The organism is Desulfosporosinus nitroreducens, assembly GCF_023897015.1.
Taxonomy (GTDB): domain Bacteria; phylum Bacillota; class Desulfitobacteriia; order Desulfitobacteriales; family Desulfitobacteriaceae; genus Desulfosporosinus; species Desulfosporosinus nitroreducens.
This window is the reverse complement of the sequence record NZ_JAMHFY010000011.1, coordinates 148174-166161: the sequence shown is the minus strand read 5'-3', so window position 1 is coordinate 166161 and position 17988 is coordinate 148174. Positions and strand designations below refer to the sequence as shown.

Annotated in this window: 19 protein-coding genes and 1 pseudogene; 1 reads left to right on the top strand and 19 read right to left on the bottom strand. The window is 40.5% G+C overall.

Annotation, left to right across the window (positions count from 1 at the left end; genetic code table 11):
* Positions 1-337 precede the first annotated feature (337 nt).
* From M8E35_RS13915 to M8E35_RS13880, 8 genes and pseudogenes are all read right to left on the bottom strand, one after another.
* Positions 338-709, bottom strand: a complete 372-nt coding sequence (locus M8E35_RS13915) for a response regulator (RefSeq protein ID WP_252469773.1) — start codon at positions 707-709, stop codon at positions 338-340.
* Positions 710-1103: 394 nt separating this feature from the next.
* Positions 1104-1550: a hypothetical protein gene (locus M8E35_RS13910; protein ID WP_252469771.1), complete on the bottom strand. Its 447-nt coding sequence runs from the start codon at positions 1548-1550 to the stop codon at positions 1104-1106.
* 68 nt (positions 1551-1618) lie between these two features.
* A complete protein-coding gene (locus tag M8E35_RS13905; RefSeq protein ID WP_252469770.1) occupies positions 1619-1891 on the bottom strand; it encodes a hypothetical protein in 273 nt (90 codons plus the stop codon).
* Positions 1892-2466: 575 nt separating this feature from the next.
* Positions 2467-3672, bottom strand: coding sequence for an IS110 family RNA-guided transposase (locus M8E35_RS13900; RefSeq protein WP_252469769.1), 1206 nt, complete (start codon positions 3670-3672; stop codon positions 2467-2469).
* Positions 3673-4326: 654 nt separating this feature from the next.
* The gene (locus tag M8E35_RS13895) at positions 4327-5148 is read right to left on the bottom strand and encodes a helix-turn-helix domain-containing protein (RefSeq protein WP_252469768.1); all 822 of its coding nucleotides are present in this window, start codon (positions 5146-5148) and stop codon (positions 4327-4329) included.
* Between the two features lie 267 nt (positions 5149-5415).
* Positions 5416-6912: a hypothetical protein gene (locus tag M8E35_RS13890; protein WP_252469767.1), complete on the bottom strand. Its 1497-nt coding sequence runs from the start codon at positions 6910-6912 to the stop codon at positions 5416-5418.
* Between the two features lie 529 nt (positions 6913-7441).
* Positions 7442-7741, bottom strand: a complete 300-nt coding sequence (locus M8E35_RS13885) for a hypothetical protein (protein WP_252469766.1) — start codon at positions 7739-7741, stop codon at positions 7442-7444.
* A gap of 27 nt (positions 7742-7768) precedes the next feature.
* Positions 7769-8573, bottom strand: a pseudogene (locus M8E35_RS13880) (lipid II flippase Amj family protein).
* A gap of 656 nt (positions 8574-9229) precedes the next feature.
* Between M8E35_RS13880 and M8E35_RS13875 the strand changes: the two are divergent.
* The gene (locus M8E35_RS13875) at positions 9230-10045 is read left to right on the top strand and encodes a DUF3102 domain-containing protein (RefSeq protein WP_252469765.1); all 816 of its coding nucleotides are present in this window, start codon (positions 9230-9232) and stop codon (positions 10043-10045) included.
* A gap of 680 nt (positions 10046-10725) precedes the next feature.
* On the opposite strand, the gene M8E35_RS13870 is transcribed toward M8E35_RS13875, so the two are convergent.
* The 11 genes from M8E35_RS13870 to M8E35_RS13820 all read right to left on the bottom strand — a co-directional run bounded on the left by M8E35_RS13870 (position 10726) and on the right by M8E35_RS13820 (position 17938).
* Positions 10726-11046, bottom strand: coding sequence for a hypothetical protein (locus M8E35_RS13870; RefSeq protein WP_252469764.1), 321 nt, complete (start codon positions 11044-11046; stop codon positions 10726-10728).
* A 139-nt stretch (positions 11047-11185) separates the two neighbouring features.
* Positions 11186-11539, bottom strand: a complete 354-nt coding sequence (locus tag M8E35_RS13865; RefSeq protein WP_252469763.1) for a hypothetical protein — start codon at positions 11537-11539, stop codon at positions 11186-11188.
* 145 nt (positions 11540-11684) lie between these two features.
* Positions 11685-12587 carry a GNAT family N-acetyltransferase gene (locus M8E35_RS13860; RefSeq protein WP_252469762.1) on the bottom strand — a complete coding sequence of 301 codons (903 nt, stop codon included), beginning with the start codon at positions 12585-12587 and terminating at the stop codon, positions 11685-11687.
* Positions 12588-12829: 242 nt separating this feature from the next.
* Positions 12830-13321, bottom strand: a complete 492-nt coding sequence (locus tag M8E35_RS13855; RefSeq protein WP_252469761.1) for a PaaI family thioesterase — start codon at positions 13319-13321, stop codon at positions 12830-12832.
* 371 nt (positions 13322-13692) lie between these two features.
* Positions 13693-14085 carry a type II toxin-antitoxin system HicB family antitoxin gene (locus tag M8E35_RS13850; protein WP_252469760.1) on the bottom strand — a complete coding sequence of 131 codons (393 nt, stop codon included), beginning with the start codon at positions 14083-14085 and terminating at the stop codon, positions 13693-13695.
* 202 nt (positions 14086-14287) lie between these two features.
* Positions 14288-14620, bottom strand: coding sequence for a DUF2726 domain-containing protein (locus tag M8E35_RS13845; RefSeq protein ID WP_252469758.1), 333 nt, complete (start codon positions 14618-14620; stop codon positions 14288-14290).
* A 14-nt stretch (positions 14621-14634) separates the two neighbouring features.
* A complete protein-coding gene (locus M8E35_RS13840; protein WP_252469756.1) occupies positions 14635-14871 on the bottom strand; it encodes a hypothetical protein in 237 nt (78 codons plus the stop codon).
* Positions 14872-15164: 293 nt separating this feature from the next.
* Positions 15165-15533 carry an aspartyl protease family protein gene (locus M8E35_RS13835; RefSeq protein ID WP_252469754.1) on the bottom strand — a complete coding sequence of 123 codons (369 nt, stop codon included), beginning with the start codon at positions 15531-15533 and terminating at the stop codon, positions 15165-15167.
* 18 nt (positions 15534-15551) lie between these two features.
* Complete coding sequence (locus M8E35_RS13830) at positions 15552-15797, bottom strand: hypothetical protein (protein ID WP_252469752.1); 246 nt, start codon at positions 15795-15797, stop codon at positions 15552-15554.
* Between the two features lie 240 nt (positions 15798-16037).
* Positions 16038-16673, bottom strand: a complete 636-nt coding sequence (locus M8E35_RS13825; RefSeq protein ID WP_252469750.1) for a class I SAM-dependent methyltransferase — start codon at positions 16671-16673, stop codon at positions 16038-16040.
* Between the two features lie 95 nt (positions 16674-16768).
* Positions 16769-17938: a YibE/F family protein gene (locus M8E35_RS13820; RefSeq protein ID WP_252469748.1), complete on the bottom strand. Its 1170-nt coding sequence runs from the start codon at positions 17936-17938 to the stop codon at positions 16769-16771.
* Positions 17939-17988 lie beyond the last annotated feature (50 nt).

Below are 17988 nucleotides of genomic sequence, written 5' to 3'. Positions count from 1 at the left end.
CCCTCATTATAAGTAAATAAGCACAAGCATCCAACCCGTAAATTCGGATCGTTTACTTGTGCTTTTATAGTACCAATTGGAAGTTGGCTTTGTGGCGCAACATAGAAAAATGTATAACGTTCAGGGGTTTATGCACGGTCATATTAATTGCGTAAACCGTGTGATGTATGATGGAGCGCGCCTAACAGAATCGACTTAGCCCCCGAGCTTGTCGTGGTAGTTATTCGAAGTAATAAGAGAAAAGACCTCTCTCATAGCTTTAAATTGTGAGGAGGTTTTCTTCTATATCAAATTATGTACAAGGAAACTAAGAAAATATGAAATAAGATTAATCACTTTAATAAGTATGAATCAGTAAGCGAATGGATTCAACCATCTTGTTTATGTCAAAAGGTTTTGACACGCAAAAATTGATAAGACCTTTTTGTTGTGCCACTTTTATATCCTCTTGTTCGGAATATGCAGAGATCATTATTATGGGCAATTCAGGAAACAAGTCTTTTACTTTTTCAGCTACCTTAAGACTGTTCATCCCAGGCATTTTTGAATCTAGTAAAATAACCGAGGGAACACATTTGTGGAATTTTTTAATTGCTTCTGCACCATTGGAGGCAACTTCAACCTGATAGCCGTTGTTCATTGATACTTCTTTGAGCAAACTTCTTACTCCTTCGTTGTCATCGACAATCAAAACTAGGTCACTAGGCATAGAAACCAGCACCTTCCCACAAACAACTTATAAAGTATGTATAAGTTGTCTCTTCTCCACTTAATTCAGAAGTCCTTTAAGTTCATAATCAAATATAATTATCATGCACCTCTTATAATCAAATGAAAGTGTCAAAGAGTGGCTCAAATCTGTGCCACAAGGTACACTTTTCAGTTCACTTATAGCACTTTCATTAATACGTTTATATCAAGGCTTCTAGAATACTAAAATTCGTAGCTGAAGGTTACAAACTTAATTATGAAACGCACTATATCAATCATTGACCATTTGGAGCAGAAAAATATATAGATCATAGTCATAACTTAAAGCTAACTATTACGTTTTCCTGCTTTATCATTCCTTCTGGTATATTATAACAGTATTATCAGAAATTCTATTTCACCGAACTATAGACCCATTTCTTTACAAGAAGTGCTAATATTATTCCAAAAATTGCAGACGTAGTAAAATTTGATATTGCAGTATAGGTCGGAATAATTATCAAATCAGGTATTTTAAAAAGAAATGTAATGAAATAGGTAAATTGAAACGCTCCTATTCCCATCACCATGCCCTTGAGTAAATAATGTTCAAACCCGAGTAGAGGTAAGGCATAAGCAAAAATGATACCGATGGTAGCATTTATACCCAACTGATTAATCAATGCAAAAAGTCCATCTAGAATAGTTACAGGCTTATGTCCATAAATCATTATTGATGTCCAATCGAGATAACGCAAACTTGTGACACCTAAAATAAAAATTGTTAAATTTAGGGTATTTTGGACAGTACCTGCCACTAAACCAGAAATCATACCATAATAGAATTTATCTTTTTTCATCTAGACCTCCTAGTATTTAGGCTTAAATTGGATTTCTATTGCAATATATGGAATTGTCTTAGGTTGGATTACAAAATGGTGTGATGCTCATGAGCAGAAAAAAGATAGAAAATATAAATTCCTCCTAAAAATCCATTCAAAATAATAAAAGAACCAAATGCTGCGATAAAATCTAATTGTCTTTTGTTGACTGTCCTAATACAAGTTGACTCATTGATTGATTCGAGCCATGTTTGTTTAGCAAAGAGCAGAATATAGAAGGAGAAGAAGTTCCAAGCAAGCATACATAAGCTCGCAATTATTCCAGCTATTGCCCCTCTTATCAATCTATCTTTAAACAAAAACGTCACCACCTAATTGTTTTATAAACAATAGTTTTTCTTCTAAACTTCTTTTATGCAAAACTTGATATCATGGCCAAAAAATAACAAGTGGAATCTTTAATCTTAATAATCTTTAATATAGGTCTTGCCCACCACGAATTAAAGGCCCTACCAATCCATATTACACCACCATAGTTTTTCGAAGCGTTTACCCCGAAGAAATATTGACTATTTAGTATCATTACTCAGTATCTAAGGATTATGCGTTTAGTCTACCGTATATATAATCAATAGCCCCAGATTCGTCTGGAAATCTATTACAATATTCTACCTATTAGGTGCGAAATAAGAATAATTAGAAGTTTAGGGTATAGGTCAAGGCTTGAATAACATGCGTTTGCATTAGTCCATTAATTTAAATTGACAAGTAATACCTTCAGCAACAGACTCACATGAAAAACTTAATTTCTCCTCGGGAACATTCCAAAATTTTAAAAGTCAACCATAAATTTCAGGAAATATCAATATAAATATGAGTATAGCAAAGCTGACCAGATACCGAAAGACAACTGGCCGGTTTGAACATTGAGTCATCAGGCTGCAGCATAAACCGCTTTCACTCTAGCATAGTAGATACGTAGGAACTTGTTTAACGCGGCGATTTTGGCAACTTTTTTTGGTTTCCCTTCATTTTCTATCTTAATCATATACTGGTAAACAGCGTCATCTTCAGACGGCTTGCTAATCATTATGTACCTCATGATTTCGTATCCTGTCTTACGCAAAGAAGCTGAGCCACGTTTAGATATGCTTCGCTTTGTAGCTGTGAAGTTGCCTGATTGAAACGGTGGTGCATCAAGACCGGCATAAGCAATGACGGCTCCGGCACTATGAAAGCGTTGTACATCTCCTATCTCTGCTATAATCCTTGGTCCGAGTATCTCACCTACTCCGGGCATTGCCATGACAATATCATATTCCTTCAGCGACTTTGCCAATGCTCTCATCTGTGCTAGAATACTCGCAAGGGTCGTGTCTATCATGTGCAGGACCTTAACTGCTTCCTCTACGAGCATTTTGGTCGATGGCGTAGTGGAAGACAAAGTGGGGATGCCATCCAGTGCAAGTGCGTAGATTTTCTTCGCCTTTTCCGTGCTGGCTCGGTATCCTTTTCTTTTTGCCCAGCTGTTATAGTTATTGATGTATCTGGCCTCAGACATACGCGTGATGTTGTCAAAGTGCCAGTATTCCTTTACAAAGTCGCACAATTTATCCCGATCAGGTACGTCAGAGCGATTCCAAAGGAGCGTTTTTATCCCCGGCATTGTTCGATCCAGCAGATTTGTAAGCGTCTGTTTCGAATGAATACGCATAGATATGTAGCTTAAATATTGGCGGTTGAGTGTTTTTAACTCATCATACACATCAGCCGTTGGCGAGTAGTCTACAAGATGATACCAGTGATCTATACCAAAATTCCCTATCTTAATGGCATCAAGCTTATCTGTCTTGCCTTTGCGGATCGCAACATTAACGTACTTGCTCATTACCAGCGGATTAATAACCGATGTAAAAATACCATGCTCTTTCAGATACGCTAATACTGGGTAATGGTATGCTCCAGTCGACTCCATAACGACACGGGTTTCCTCTGTAAGTGTGTTGATCTGATTTACCAGATGTTTCAAGTCGCTTTCCGTGTGTTTCACCTCAAATGGTTTATGAAGCACCTCCCCATATGGTTTCATAAAACAGACTGTACTTATTCCCTTTGAGATGTCAATCCCGACACTGATCATACTACTCCTCCTAATATTTGTTGGCGTCCATCCTCGCTTATTACCATTCATATTGGTTAGTTACACGAAAGCCTTATCGGTTTCAACCTGCTTAATCGAATGCACATAATAAGGGGATAGCTGACAGATTATCCAACGGATGCGAAATCCAATGCGAAGTACGCCAGGCCATTTCTCCCCTTATTATATTTAAATAAGCACAGGCATCCAACCCGTTCATTCGGATCGTTTGCTTGTGCTTTTATAGTACCAATGAGAGATTGATTATTTCTACTACTGCTCTATCTATATAACTAATCATCAATCTTCCAGCTAATATTCAAATTACATTAAACATATTATTAAGTGTTGTCGTTCATTTGTATTACTATTATCTTTTAGTATTGAGATGTATTTAGAAAAATCGTCTCTTATCTTTGTTAAAAATAGACGCGGATTAAATGCGGGAAGTCACAAGGATAAGTTGTGAACTCACCCCATAAGGCAGACTGAATACGGAAAACACTTCATTTCCGAAGCCATTTGGAAATGAAGTGTTTTGACATATAAACGACGATGAAAACGGCGAAAGTTGTATCCAAAATGAGACGCTATGAATAAAAGCTTAGATTCCACTGCGCTTACAAGCTCACCGCTAATTGGAAATTAGTTTATTTAGCACACTTTAGTTGCAAGAATGGTATCCATACAATGCTTATGTGGTACGCCCGAACTATGACAATCGAATATCTTCTCTTCCATGAAGTCGATTTGCCAATCCTTATAAAACCCAAACAATTCTCCCGATTTCCAGAAGCTCTCGGTTAATTCCCAATCTGGAGGTGTAGGAAGAAAAGATTTCTCTACAAAAACATTAAATATATTGATTGCGCCAACATTGGTATGTGATTGTATGTTCTCAAAGAACTTACCTCTAAACTCCAAAGGAATATATTGTAGAACTCCACTGCCATATACGATATCAAAATTATTTCCTAATTGATAGTCCAAAATATTGGCGTTAAAGAAATTCACCGATACATTACTTATCTGAGCAAGTTTTATTCCTTTATCAATACCATTCTGTGCAATATCAAAGGCGGATACTTTATAGCCATTCTTAGCAATGAATACGGAAGCCTGACCTTCGCCACATCCAATATCCAATAAAGTTAAGGGTCTTACCGGTGGCATCTTTTTTAAAACTTCATAGCAACCGTCCCATACTTGGTTTCCCCAATAATAAGTTTCCGACTGATAATGGTCTTCATACTCTGTTATTTTGATTTTCTGAACTCTATATCCTAACAACATATCAATGCTTATTTGGAAAATTGATGCTAATGGAGGCAATAATTCAATATCGGGGTAAGCCAGTCCGTTTTCCCATTTTGATACGGCCTGAAAAGAAACGCCTATTTTTTTTGCTAATTGCTCCTGTGTTAGATTGCTGGCTTTACGGTACTTTAGTAAATTGATTCTAAATTCATTATCCATTTTGACAAACCTCCTCTGTAAATATTTTAATTACTACGAAACTTTTATACAATAACTCATTTTTCGAAATGACTTACTATTTCAACCATTGGTTGAAATAATGATTAGCTTATTATTTTCCACCATCTTAATGCAAGTATCGACTGGTCTATTTTAGGCATGTGAAGCAAAAAAGCAGGTCGGCTCCTTGCTTCGGAGAGTCGACCTGCGCTACAAACTGGAATTTATCAATCCATTATGCTTATAATCTCTTAGATTAGGTTTATATCAGCTCCACCGTAACATCTTCGCGTCTTTTTTCACCATGCGCCACTCCACATCGTCCACCGGCTCAAAGTGCAGTGCGGAGCAGGCTACATGGAGCTTGCCTTGGCCGCTACCGCCGAAAATGATGGCAGTCGAACCATCTGATCCGCCAATGATGGCGACGCAAATGCTGCCCGATGCCTGGGGCTCATTGGGATTGGTGCGCTTCTGCCGAGGTTGGTCGGAACGAAGGCAATCAGTGACGGTGAATGCACCATCAGACAGATCCGGCGAGAGCGTATAGCTCATCACAGTATAGTGCATCGGGAACTCCTGATTTTGGCTGCCAAAATGCTCACGAGACATTTCCTTCCGCTCATATTCCTGCACGGTCAGCGTATGCTGTGCGCCGGTGGTCGGGTGTGTAAACTTGATGGGCTCACCGGGCGCTGGTACATGGAAGTGCGGTCCCGACATAGCGACAGGCTCCTGCACCAGTGTTACGCTGAGCGTCGTGATCTGCGGTTTGCGTTTCTTCGTCCAAGGAACAGCAGAGCGCCAGATTGCCCAGCCATAGGCAGGATCAAGGCCATAATGCTGGGTCACGCTCTTGGCCTCAAGGCCGTTGCCCTCTGGGAAGCAGGGATTCCATGACAAGCCGCAGCCATGAGAGCCTGAAAGAACAGTCCCGTTCAACACAACTTTCGGATTTATATTGATGGCCAGCGGATTTTCTGCGTCGATCTGCATCCGCTGTTCATCGGTAAAGTCGCTTCCATTGTTCTCAATAGAGAGATTCCACTTGTCCATAAAGGAACGGATGCTCTCAGCTGGAACCTGTATGCAAAAGTCCACGACCAAGCCTTTACTGCAGGTGTAAATCGCTGGGATATGCCAGACTTCATCGTCCCAGACAAACTGCCTATCGAGAGAAATTTCCTTGCCGGCTCTTTCACGTCCATGATGCCCCCAAAAGTTGCCGTCAAAGTAAACCTTCCATTCGGGTATCTTCGGCTCGACAGGAACCCACTCATAATAATCTTCCGTATATTTGAGGCGACTGTAATCAAACTCGGCCTGCAGCTCTTTGATATAAGCAAAGGGCTGCTCCCTAGGCGCGAGCAACATCTTCTCCCGAATGGCATCCAGCACAGCCTGCTGTTCACCGGTGAGAGGATTGTGCTGCAGGAAGGCGTCAAACTGCGCCTGATCCCAACAGTATACCTGCTCCAGTGCCGCAGCATCGCCGCAAGCCAGCAGGAGCCCCAGGAAGTCCATAAAATCTCTCGCCACCGGATGCACATAGTTTCCCTGTGTATTCATCGGGCTGACGGCAAACACCATCTCGCCAAAGCCACGCACGAAGCAATAGTGGATACCATCCACACCGGCCCAGCCGATCACTTTCGCACCCTTGGGCGTGCAGAAGTAGTTGCTTTCGCTCTCGCTACGCTCCAAGCCAACGCGGGAGCCGTCAATATTCAGTTTTAGATATCTTTCATAAGTGGTTGCCATCATGACCTCTCATTCTATGTATTCGCTGACTAATCGGGATTTATCGCAATGTAAGATTTAAGAATAATAATTTAAAGCAAGATTTAGTATCTGATACTGCTTTAATTTCTAAAAGAAATTTTTTCAACTGAATAATAAAATAAGCTAATACCAAATTCTCATCCTGAAGCAAAACATGCCATTCATTTCTGCCGTCAATATCAATTTCATCATAGAGCCACCATGAATTTTCTAATGAAGAGTCTTGTTTTATATATTCGCACTTTCTTACAATTTAACAATGATTGACGTCAAGTAAATTCCACCAATATCCTTTTTCTCTGTCTACGAACCTCATAAATCTCTGGAAGTTAGACGATGGCCAAGCCCCAAATATAAACATGCACTGAACATTAATTTCTGGAATTTCCATTGCTTACTACGGTATTCAAACGGGATAACCAGCTTAATGTCATTCTCATTGCTGTAATCTATGTTGTCTTTACTGGAATAAGCCTTGTAGGAGCTTGGCGGCAGGCAGGGGATATTTCTGTTACTCAATATAAATAGTCCACTTACCGCATTTATTGCACCAATATATAGCGAAGTCTAATGTATCGTCAGCTGCATCTAAATCGAAAGTGAACATTTCTTTATCTTTAATAAATCCTATATTCCTGCGCCAGACACTGAAGCTTTCCGCTTCACATTGCGGACACTCAGAATCACATTTCCCAACATACTTAAAATCATCAATTGTTATCCTGTTATCTTGTAAAAATTGAACGATAGCTTCTTCATAGCCTACATCTGAAAGCTCCATGAAATCTTCTAATTTCAAAAATTCGCTCATGCTTAACCCTCCTGTTAGATGATGTCGTCACGACCCGTAAAAACTAGCTATAACTTTTGCAGCTGGCAAAAACATTATCTGTCCAAGTAACGTGCCAATTAGTTTGGTTGCAATGAGTAAAACTACTAGTGCCTTTACGTCCTCGTACGGTCTGTTTCCTCTTAACGCCTGGTCAGTGATTATAGCAGATTTGGGGTCAATGAACAAAGTTAATAAAATTGTAGCTAGTCCATTGATCATTCCCGATGAACCAACAGCTGCTATCCTCTGGTGCTCAGTAACCAATATTGCAGAATAGTTCGCAGCAAGAACCCCTACTGTATAAATCCCTGTAACCAATGCATTAATAATAAGCAGTCTCTTAGGAATTTCGCGATACCTGAGTCGCTGCAACATCGTTTTAGTTGGTCTCGTTGCACTTTTCATCATTCGCTTGAGGTTACTTACTTGCAATGCTTCGACCACTAAAGACGGAATCGATCCAGTGGTTTCTAGCCGTTTTACTGCAACATCAAATACCCTGAGAAATGTTGGAATCAGAAGAATACCAAATAATGAACCTATTGTTGAAGCAAAAATCACTTTACGCATGTCGTTAATTGGGTCAATACCATAGGAAATGCGTGCATCGATAATACTACCAATTAATGGGGCCTGAAAAGTATTGGCAGTACGTGAGACAAGTACGAATAGGTTGAACAAAGAAAATGACAAGGCAAACTGTGGCAAACTGTCCACTTTTTACCGAGTTCAGCCTAACCGAGTAGGAAAGCGTATCAATAAGGTGGATTACAAAAGTTAAGACCAATAATTCTAATAGAACTTTTTCCACTGAACCACTTCCCTTCTCCGAAATGACGATTTCATCGTCACGTCCCGTGAATTCCCGAAGTCTGGTTACTACTTGCATTTACTCTCAGATTTTAGGAACACTCTGTTTAACCGATGAACCATGCCCCCATATTCAGAGACGACCACGGATGGTAGTCCGCGCATGGGGTCTTTCCTAACGTCCCGAGGGTTTGCGACGCGTCCCAACCACTTTCATCTTTGCTAAGTGTCTAAAAAGCTCCGGTTATCCGATTAAGTAAAAACTCCTATTACTGTAGGAAAACTCTACCGAAAAGTTAATGTAAGTTTAGAATTTGTAAACGACAAACGCACTCCACCTGCCGTGCGGGAATCGACAATGTAGGTTTCAACCGTCTCATATTCGTCGAAAGGTGTTCCAAACATTAAAGATTATTATTTCGTCCCCATATCCATGGACGAGGGTAACCACGGCTGGACAAAGTGCATATAAATATAGAGAACCCCTCTCCGACCAGTCAAAATTCAAAACAAGAGGGAATCTTCGGCAAACAGACCCTTGATCTTCTGCAGTCTAAGGTCCGCTCTTATAGCCCAGAACCCAGCTATGCTGCCGGGAATCTTATGAGAGCTTTTCCTTCAGGAAAAGCTTAGAGATAAAAAGAGGAGATCAGAGATATGAGTAATATACTAATCGACCGGACGCCGCAGGTCATCGCGGCCGAGATTAACAGCATCAAAGATCAGACCGGAAAAATGCTGCTTTACAGTGCCATCGAGATCGGCCGCCGCCTGACGGAGGCCAAGTCCGTGGTCAATCATGGTGAATGGCTAGAATGGCTGGAGAACACGGTGAGTTACTCCAAGAGTACCGCCGAAAACCTGATGCGCATTTTTAAAGAGTACGGGGCCAAACTGCCCGGCAACCAGGACGGCAGTTCAAATTCCCAAACGTTTGGGAATTTGAGCTACTCCCAGGCGGTGATCCTTCTGGGGATTCCGGAGGATGAGCGGGAGACATTTATCTCCGAAAATAATGTAAGCAATATGTCTGCCCGGGAGCTCAAGCAGGCCGTCCAAGAAAAGGATCAGGCCCTCAACGAAAAAGCAGATTTGCAAAAAGCCCTGGATGAGCAAACGGGCGTAGTCACGAAAATAGCTTCTGAGCGCGACGAGCTGAAGAAACAAGCCTCAAGCCTCAAGTCAGTTGTTAATAGTAATAATGCAACTATTCAGACCTTACAAAAGCAACTGGACACGGCCAAGAAAGGCGACGTGTCCGCCGAGAAAATCGCCACACTGGAAAAGGATCTCAAAGCCGCCCGGGTCAGGCTGTCAGCCAACAAGGTGGGCTTTTACTGCAACAGCCTCTCCAAACAAGCCAAAGAATTGTTGCAGGAAATGAATAGGCTAGGCCCGGCAGACCCGGATGCCTATCAGAACTACAAAGCTGAGATAGGTAAGATCGCCGGGACACTTACTGAGGGGCTGTGAGGCATCAGCTGCCGGTAAGAAAATCATATGGGACTGCCAACGAAGTCATCTTCGCAAGCGGTCCCAGGGTGCTGTGATCATCAATCGTAAATTCCCAGCTTCTCTTTCAAGGCTTCCCGCAGTGTCTGAGAGAATTTATATTGATTTTTTTGGCCATATTATCCAGCCACTTGGGAATCCGTAAGCTTCCTGTATCTGCTTCAATTTCCTTGCGTGCATTTCCGCAATACGTTCTCCCCTTTTGGCCACCTGACGGTTTTCCTCCAATGTTGAAGGCTCAGAGGACACCCCGGCTATCCCATTCATTCATCAGCTCTTTACCTGCTCTAGCCAGTGACTTAATGCGTCAGATCACCCTCGAGCTTGTCCCGGTCCGCTTTGAGGTGGGAAAGCTCCTCTTGTTTCATTGCCAGCTGGCGGACAAATCTAAGCAATAATTTCCTTTCGTTATATACTGTTAATTGAGTTTTAGCCTTAAGTGAGAAAGATTGAATTCCCATATACCCCTACTGCTGTCGACACGTTTCAGTACAACAGGAGATTCATGATGTTCTATGCATTTAAAACCAAATATTATTCTTTAAGCACGGATTCACTTATCGCTGGCTTTTTCTATCTATGAACATCATAAATCTCTAAGAGTTATCCGATGCCGCGGCAAAGTATTTCTAGAGTTTACACTATATTCCATTTTGAGTATTGCTCTCGAAATATCTAAAGAGAATAATCAATAACTCACACAATACTTTCCACAATATCGAAAGAACAACAAATGTTACAACTCCACCCAATACACCCAATGGTGCATTATTTATATCTTGAAAACTAAGGATGGGTTGCCCATTATAAATACTTTGTACTTCTTCAGAATAGGTGTTGGTTAGATAAATGAAATTACCCAGAAAATAGGAAGGTACAATTAATGGTATCAATCCCATATAGAACAGAATGGTAATTGCTCGGAATGATGTTGTTTTCCCCAGAATAAAAAGATTCCTCATAGGCTGTCCTCCTTCAGTCAAATATTTACTTCAATATGCTTTATGAATTAGTTATTAATAAATATTAATTATAAGATATTATCCAGAAGCTATGGATAATCAGAAGTCTATTACGGTTCAATTTATCGTTTAATTTCTCCTAGTACAATCCTGTACCCGACATCCGTAAAACAATACGTGTTATAGGTTCTAATGCCTCTTCAAAAGTATCAAACTCCATTTCGCCAGTTACTGTACCTCTCTCTTGATAATAGAAATACCATTTTCCGTTTTCCTCGTAGAAACGAATTCCATCAAAATATGAATTTCTGGTTAGGAACGTTCCGGTCGGAAAGCCATTTTGCCTAACATAATGTACGACCTCCTCAAGGGACACATCAAACACCTCGGAGTAATTGCTATACACCATAGAGGACACTCCCAATTGTTTGCAAGCATATTTAAGTGGATTTCCTGCTAATAGAATTTTTACTTGTACTTCTTTTGGATCCATTATTACTTCCCCCTACGCCGCCACGAAATTATCGAACCCTATTCAATATAGATTTGTGAAGTTCAGCTAAAACTAGAATCCTGCGACAAATGAGAAATAATACGACATATTAGTGTAACTTTTTATCCTATTAATCTCCGTTCAATTATGTATGAGATAATTTTGGAAACATGAATTGCTTGCTTTTAATAAATTGCAGATCTTTTCCCATTGCAAACAGAGTGTCCTCGCCTACAAGCAATATTGTTTCATAAGAAAAAGTATCTTGAGGGGTAAAGAAAAGAACTATTCTTTTTACGCTCTCATTTATTAATGGTTTCAGTATTCTGTTTAATGAAATACTTTCAGTGCAAAAAACATCCATTACTTCCATTGTATTTTCCGTAAAGTCTGCAATTACAACGGCATCATAATTTTCTAAATGGTAAACGTTATGTTTCATAAATAAGGTGCAATAAAACATAATCAGTTCTGCATTATTGCACATAGAAACTATAGAAACTGGAACGGCGTGCATTACCTTGTCAATTACGAAGCTTCTATTGTTCTCATCAGACATATTTAACTTTTTGACAGAAACATTTGCATCTGTATGAATTGAGTCTTCCTTTTTTACACATTGATATTGCTTTAATTCTTTAAATCCGAACTTAGGATAAAAATTCAATACGGAGTTATTCGCAAACAAGTATATTAAATCGCATTTGTCCCGATAGTCAGCAATTGCTTTATTTGTCAGTACTCGTGATAAGCCTTGCTCTCTGTAATCGGGATTGGTCATCACGGTTCCCAGTTGGATATACCGCTTTTCTTCTTCATAGACTCTAAAATTCATTATATTAACGGACACATTTGAAACAATCTTATCTCCATCTATCAACGAATATGGTATATACTGATTTTTCCAATATCCGTCTTGATACCACTGTTCAAAATTGAATCCAAATATTTTTTGTGTTAAATCATTTAAACTCTTTCTGAGTTCGTTATTTTTCCCGTATCCAATAGCAAGTCGATACTCTTTCCCATTGATGTTTATATATTCCATGTGAATGCTCCCCCAACGTGAATATAAATAATTTTTACTGCGCAATATTCTACGAATGTGCTTTGAACCTATGCTTTTGGAAACTTCCAACTATTAAGAATAATTGGAAGCTGAGCAATAAATTGAATTCAGATCCTATAAATTAGGGTATGTCAATAGCACCATCGTTTAAGGTTATGTATTCCCGCAGCGTCTTTCAACATTCCAAACCTTTCGTCATCTTTTTTATGCAACGGTTGGGGTTATCCCACTTTGAAAATCAGACAGGTGCTCACCCCGTGAGCATATAATTCATCATTTCCGCCCTTTATGCGGCCTTCTACAGTGGCTAGTTTTCGTCCTATATGGATGATCCTAGCCTCACAGCGTACTAGTTTGCTTTCAGCACTGACCGGTTTGATAAAATTCACTTTAATCTCAACTGTCGAGCAGGTTATGTTCTGTGGGAGCGTTGTAAGCACCGCGGCAGTCATTGTGGTATCCAGCAGCGTGGAAAGAATTCCCCCATGAACGGTGGCAAAAGGATTATAGTGGTGCTCTCCAGGATGAAGTTCAAATGCCGCAAAGCCATGGTCGACGTCTTTGATCTGGTACCCGATCAGTTTTGCAACCGGAGGCGGGCTGATTTTACCGTCCCTTATGGCCCTCAGATAATCCAGTCCAGAAAGGGATGACACCGCATCCCTTTTGTTTATTTGAGGATCGTCCCAGACGATGGTTCGCTTTCTTTCCATATCCATAAAAACCCCTTTCATGGACAAAATCAAAAGGTTCGTTATTTCATTTTCGTCGATTTACTATGGTCTTTGTTTTGGACAACTAAATGAGTCAACGATTATTTCTTTTCCCATTTAAGGAAAATTGCGTTAATTTAGTATACTCCATAATATCATTCCCGTCATTAAAGTTATGTGCAGCACAAAAAAGGAGTCGGCCCTATATTCTAGACACGCAGGCCATCCAAAGCAGAACCTGCGGGAATATCTGTAGAAAAGGCAACACCTCCTGCTCAGCAGCCGGGAATAGTAATTTAGTCCGAGAAAGATAATTAGATGGGACTGCCAACGAAATCATCTTCGCCGGCGGTCCCAGGCTTCTGTGATCATCAATCGTAAATTCCCAGCTTCTCTTTCAGGGCTTCCCGCAGCGTTTGAGAGAAGTTTATTTTGTTTTCTTTGGCCATATTATCCAGCCACTTGGGAATCCGTAAGCTTTTATTGATTAGTTCGGTGTCAAATATACGCCGGATTTCCGCCAAATCCACTTCTATGGGAATCGTCGCCCTCTGCGTCGGGTTTGAAAAATACTCGTCCTGGGGAATTGGCTTTTTATTTTTTTCCAGCTCATATAGATAACACCCCAGCGCCTTCCAGGCCTCAATAAAAGCTTCCTGAAAATCCTTTCCTTCAGCACTGCAGTCTGGCAAATCCGGAAAGTAAACCTTAAACGTTTCGCTTTCTTCATCCTTCCAGATAAAGGACGTGAAAACATACTTCATATTTATCCTCCCTTGTTGAAATCTCCTGTATTTGCGCCAGACAGGGATGACTGTCTGCCTTGTACATTATATGAAGGGAGGAACAAATGTGTTTTCTGGTTTCTCTATCTTTTATCCGCTAAAGGCTTTATCTTTAAGGCGTTTCTTCATAACCCGGCCAATACATCTTGTCCATTTGTTGAATGTCTGCAGGATTTCCTGATTATCTGTCCTTTAGGTTCGTACTGCTTTCAAAATCCAGCCGGTTTCCAATTTTACCTTCTTCCCCGCTGCCATTAGTGGGCAGCCTCAAAAAACAAAACTCATATTTCCGCAAAATCTCATCCTTCATGGCATCCTTCTCCAGTTGTGAGGGATTATTTTCATGAAAAGCAAATCCATCCACCTCGATAATCAGAACAGCTTGCTTATCCTGCTTATGGAAAATGACAACGTCAACGGATGCTCTATTGTTAACATAGCGTAGTTCCCGAGGGGTAAGCTTCTCCATACTTTTAAAGAGGTTTTTCACCATGACCTCCGTGGTAAAGCTCAAATTATCATACTGCTTTATACTTCTTCAAGTTCTGTTTCATCCGCTGCATTCTCTATTCTTTGCTGGAGGGGAATGATCTGGTCGTCGCAAGCTATTACAGATACCGCTCTAAACTCCAACCCTTTAGCAAGGTGCAATTCTCCCACTAAGTGTTCTAACCCTAAAAGCACACCTAAGAATATGCAAATTATACTAAATCCAATATACCCGGGAATTGGTCTATAATTTCTACCTACCCATACTTTGATCATAAACATCGCCCATGAACCAGCTGATAAAAAACCGAAAAGAACAACTATACAAAATATAGGTCAATATCTTAGAATTTCTCTTCATTGTACGCTCCTCTCTAATTTTCACTTTAAACTTATATCTCTAATTATTAGGATCATGTCTTTAAGTGGACTAAGGTCGTTTCAGTGAATTTTAATCAATGGCTTTTTCTCTGTCTACGAACCTCATAAATCTCTAGAAGTTACACGGAGTTAGGTGCCCCGTAAACCAGAAGCCGCCATAGACGGCGGCTCCTCAAATATCTCCTTGGCTATATGCATCTAATGTTAATGATAATTTTCTTAGATCTATCAGCACCTAGCTCCATAAGCAAATCCAGCCCTAACAGCCCATTAATATTGCCTTGTGGGTCAATAACTCCAAAATCCATTTTAACTTCTTCTAAACTTGCCTCACCCAATTTGACTTTTACGACATTTTTAGAGAAAAAATTATGTAGACTTCCTCCAACACCATAAAATGAATTCACGCTGTCTTCTAATTCAGCAAAAATTCCTATATCTTCAACTGCATCCGGGGATATTATTGTCTCTGCAGCTCCAGTATCAATTACAATATTTTCAATTACTTTTGTATTCCCCACGAAAAGATATTTGGATAGAGGTAAACAAAAGCCCATCCTGAAACTTCATATTCATTAGATTGCTCCTCTAAATCCAAATATTTGTTTAATCTTTACTTCAAGCTTTTCTTTTCCAGTGTGATAAACTAGTTCATCGTCTTTTGTACGTACTAACTCTCTTGTTGCTTCCCTCTCATCATCAAAAGCCTTCACTACTGCCAGATCATCAATGTACCGTACATTATCTTCAATATGAGCCTTTAGTATCTGAATTTTCACAAATCTGTTAGGATATATTTTTCTAACTTCCTCCCATTTCATTAAAATACATCACCTCGTTAATGCAATTTAATCCCATTATACCATGTTACTTACAATCAATGAATCATCTTGTAAAGCCAATCCAAATATTAGGCATGGATGCACGTCCTCCTGCTATCCTATGAGTATAACGCCCTAAATACTACAAAACCCTTTAGCAAAAGCGACCAACTGTAACATATTGGTCGCTTTTGCTTAATTCGGTATGATTTTTTAGTCTTGACAACTCCATTATAACTGTCAGTCCGCATGATCCGGTACGACAAACCGAAAAATATAAGCCTGCTCGTACTCATAAAGCATGCGATGAGAAATCCTTTGAAAAAAACGGTCCGGCTGAGACAGTTCAATAAAACTGTCCGGAATCAACCGCCAAATACCTACAGTGAAGCCCTCTTGCAAAAAAGCATTGGCAATGTCGTCCAGATCATGCAAGATCATGGGTACAGAACCATTCTGATCAATCTTCTTCTTCATCTCCGGCAGGCTGGGATTCCCGTTATAATCCGTATAGGTGGCATAGTATACACCTCCGGGCTTTAAGGCTTTTTTGATTTTCCAGGCATGCTCTTTCAAGTCCGAAATTAAGTAGATGACGGACATACTAAAGGCTAAATCAAAGTGGTTCTCGAATTTTTCCGGCGTAGTGGTTGCCTCATAATAAAGGGGCAGACTCCCCTTGCGCTGATTGGCCACCTCCACAGACTGACGGGCCAAATCTACCCCAATCCCATTCTTAAAAGGGCGCTGCCCATAGAGATAGCGCAAAAAACCACCTTGATTGCACCCTAGATCCAATACGGAATAGCTGCTTAGATCTTTTTCAGTAACCATGTCCAGGATCTTATGCCAAAAGCGCAGATGCATATCTTCCATCGGCTGCTCCCCTTGGGAGGCATCCTGCCACCAAACATCATATAATTGGTCTTTTTAAGCTGGGGAATAAGCTTTCCTGGGCTAAAGACAAAGCTTTACACAGGCCTCTTCGTCAAAAGGATTCCCGAGGCTAGGGCTGTAAAAGGAGCCACTGCCACAAGCCCGAAGCTTCCCACAATAGTGTGCATAATCTCCATGGAGACATACTTTAAATTAAAGATGTCGACAACCGGCGTTCCTTGAGCCATGAAAAACATCAGCAAGGAAATATACCCTCCCGTGTAGGCGAACAACAAGGTTGTCGTCATGGTTCCCACCACGGTCCTGCCTACGTTTAGCCCGGAGAGTATGGCTTCTGCCCTGGTGATATCCGGTTTATTTTCCACCACCTCATGAACAGCGGCGGCAATGTCCATAGCCAGATCCATTACCGCACCTGCTGAAGCGATAAAAACTACGGCAATTAAGATCTGGGTCAAATCTAAATGTGCGTATCCTGCATAGAGCAGGCTTTCGGAATAAGGCAGCACTGCACCATGAATTTTAAAATTGTTGCCAAAAATGATGGCCAAAATAGTGGTGAGCAAAGTTCCTGAAAGCGACCCCAAGACCGCTGCCATAGATTGACGGTTCAGCCCCCCCACCATAAAAATAATGATAGAAGTAGCTGTCACTACAAAATACAAGGAAATAATGATGGGATTCCACCCTTTAAGAAGCAAAGGGACCAGCAGTTTCCAAATCATTAAGACCGTCATTAAAAAAGACAACAGAGCTTTTGCTCCGGTCCATCGCGCAAACAGAATCATGAAGACGGCAAAAATCCCGATGAGAATGCTCTCCAAATTAATGCGGTAATGATCAATCATCGTGACATTTCTAATGTTTTGGTCAGTATAGTCAATGACTGCCAGGGCTTTGTCTCCTTCAGTGAAGGATTTATCCATTTCAAGTCTGCCCGTGAACCGATTGTGAGCAAAGGCTTGCTGCCCTTTAAAGGGACCGTCCAGAACTTCTACTTGACAAACCTGTTCCCCTTCAAAAACAAAACTTACAGTCTTGGAAAGGTTATCGTTATTAACCTCCAATACTTTAACCACTGCCCGCATACTATCCGGATAGGTATTCTCTTGGAATCCCGTTGGCAGGAGAAGCAAAGTTACTACAAAGATTATGACAATAAGGTTAAAAATAAGTTCTCTTAAGGGTATTCTTTTTAGATAAGCAGCTTTCTTCTCTAAAGTCTCAAGAAGTATTCTCTGCAAAACATTCCCTCCCGGCAATTACCAAGGTATCAGTCCTGAGCGGTTTTGAC

Coding starts and splice junctions, on each gene's coding strand:
- M8E35_RS13895 (WP_252469768.1), bottom strand. CDS start 5,148: ATGGATAATGAATTTAGAATCAATTTACTAAAGTACCGTAAAGCCAGC.
- M8E35_RS13900 (WP_252469769.1), bottom strand. CDS start 3,672: ATGATCAGTGTCGGGATTGACATCTCAAAGGGAATAAGTACAGTCTGT.
- M8E35_RS13890 (WP_252469767.1), bottom strand. CDS start 6,912: ATGATGGCAACCACTTATGAAAGATATCTAAAACTGAATATTGACGGC.
- M8E35_RS13870 (WP_252469764.1), bottom strand. CDS start 11,046: ATGAGGAATCTTTTTATTCTGGGGAAAACAACATCATTCCGAGCAATT.
- M8E35_RS13875 (WP_252469765.1), top strand. CDS start 9,230: ATGAGTAATATACTAATCGACCGGACGCCGCAGGTCATCGCGGCCGAG.
- M8E35_RS13860 (WP_252469762.1), bottom strand. CDS start 12,587: ATGGAATATATAAACATCAATGGGAAAGAGTATCGACTTGCTATTGGA.
- M8E35_RS13825 (WP_252469750.1), bottom strand. CDS start 16,673: ATGGAAGATATGCATCTGCGCTTTTGGCATAAGATCCTGGACATGGTT.
- M8E35_RS13830 (WP_252469752.1), bottom strand. CDS start 15,797: ATGAAATGGGAGGAAGTTAGAAAAATATATCCTAACAGATTTGTGAAA.
- M8E35_RS13850 (WP_252469760.1), bottom strand. CDS start 14,085: ATGAAGTATGTTTTCACGTCCTTTATCTGGAAGGATGAAGAAAGCGAA.
- M8E35_RS13840 (WP_252469756.1), bottom strand. CDS start 14,871: ATGATCAAAGTATGGGTAGGTAGAAATTATAGACCAATTCCCGGGTAT.
- M8E35_RS13885 (WP_252469766.1), bottom strand. CDS start 7,741: ATGAGCGAATTTTTGAAATTAGAAGATTTCATGGAGCTTTCAGATGTA.
- M8E35_RS13915 (WP_252469773.1), bottom strand. CDS start 709: ATGCCTAGTGACCTAGTTTTGATTGTCGATGACAACGAAGGAGTAAGA.
- M8E35_RS13865 (WP_252469763.1), bottom strand. CDS start 11,539: ATGGATCCAAAAGAAGTACAAGTAAAAATTCTATTAGCAGGAAATCCA.
- M8E35_RS13910 (WP_252469771.1), bottom strand. CDS start 1,550: ATGAAAAAAGATAAATTCTATTATGGTATGATTTCTGGTTTAGTGGCA.
- M8E35_RS13835 (WP_252469754.1), bottom strand. CDS start 15,533: ATGGGCTTTTGTTTACCTCTATCCAAATATCTTTTCGTGGGGAATACA.
- M8E35_RS13855 (WP_252469761.1), bottom strand. CDS start 13,321: ATGGAAAGAAAGCGAACCATCGTCTGGGACGATCCTCAAATAAACAAA.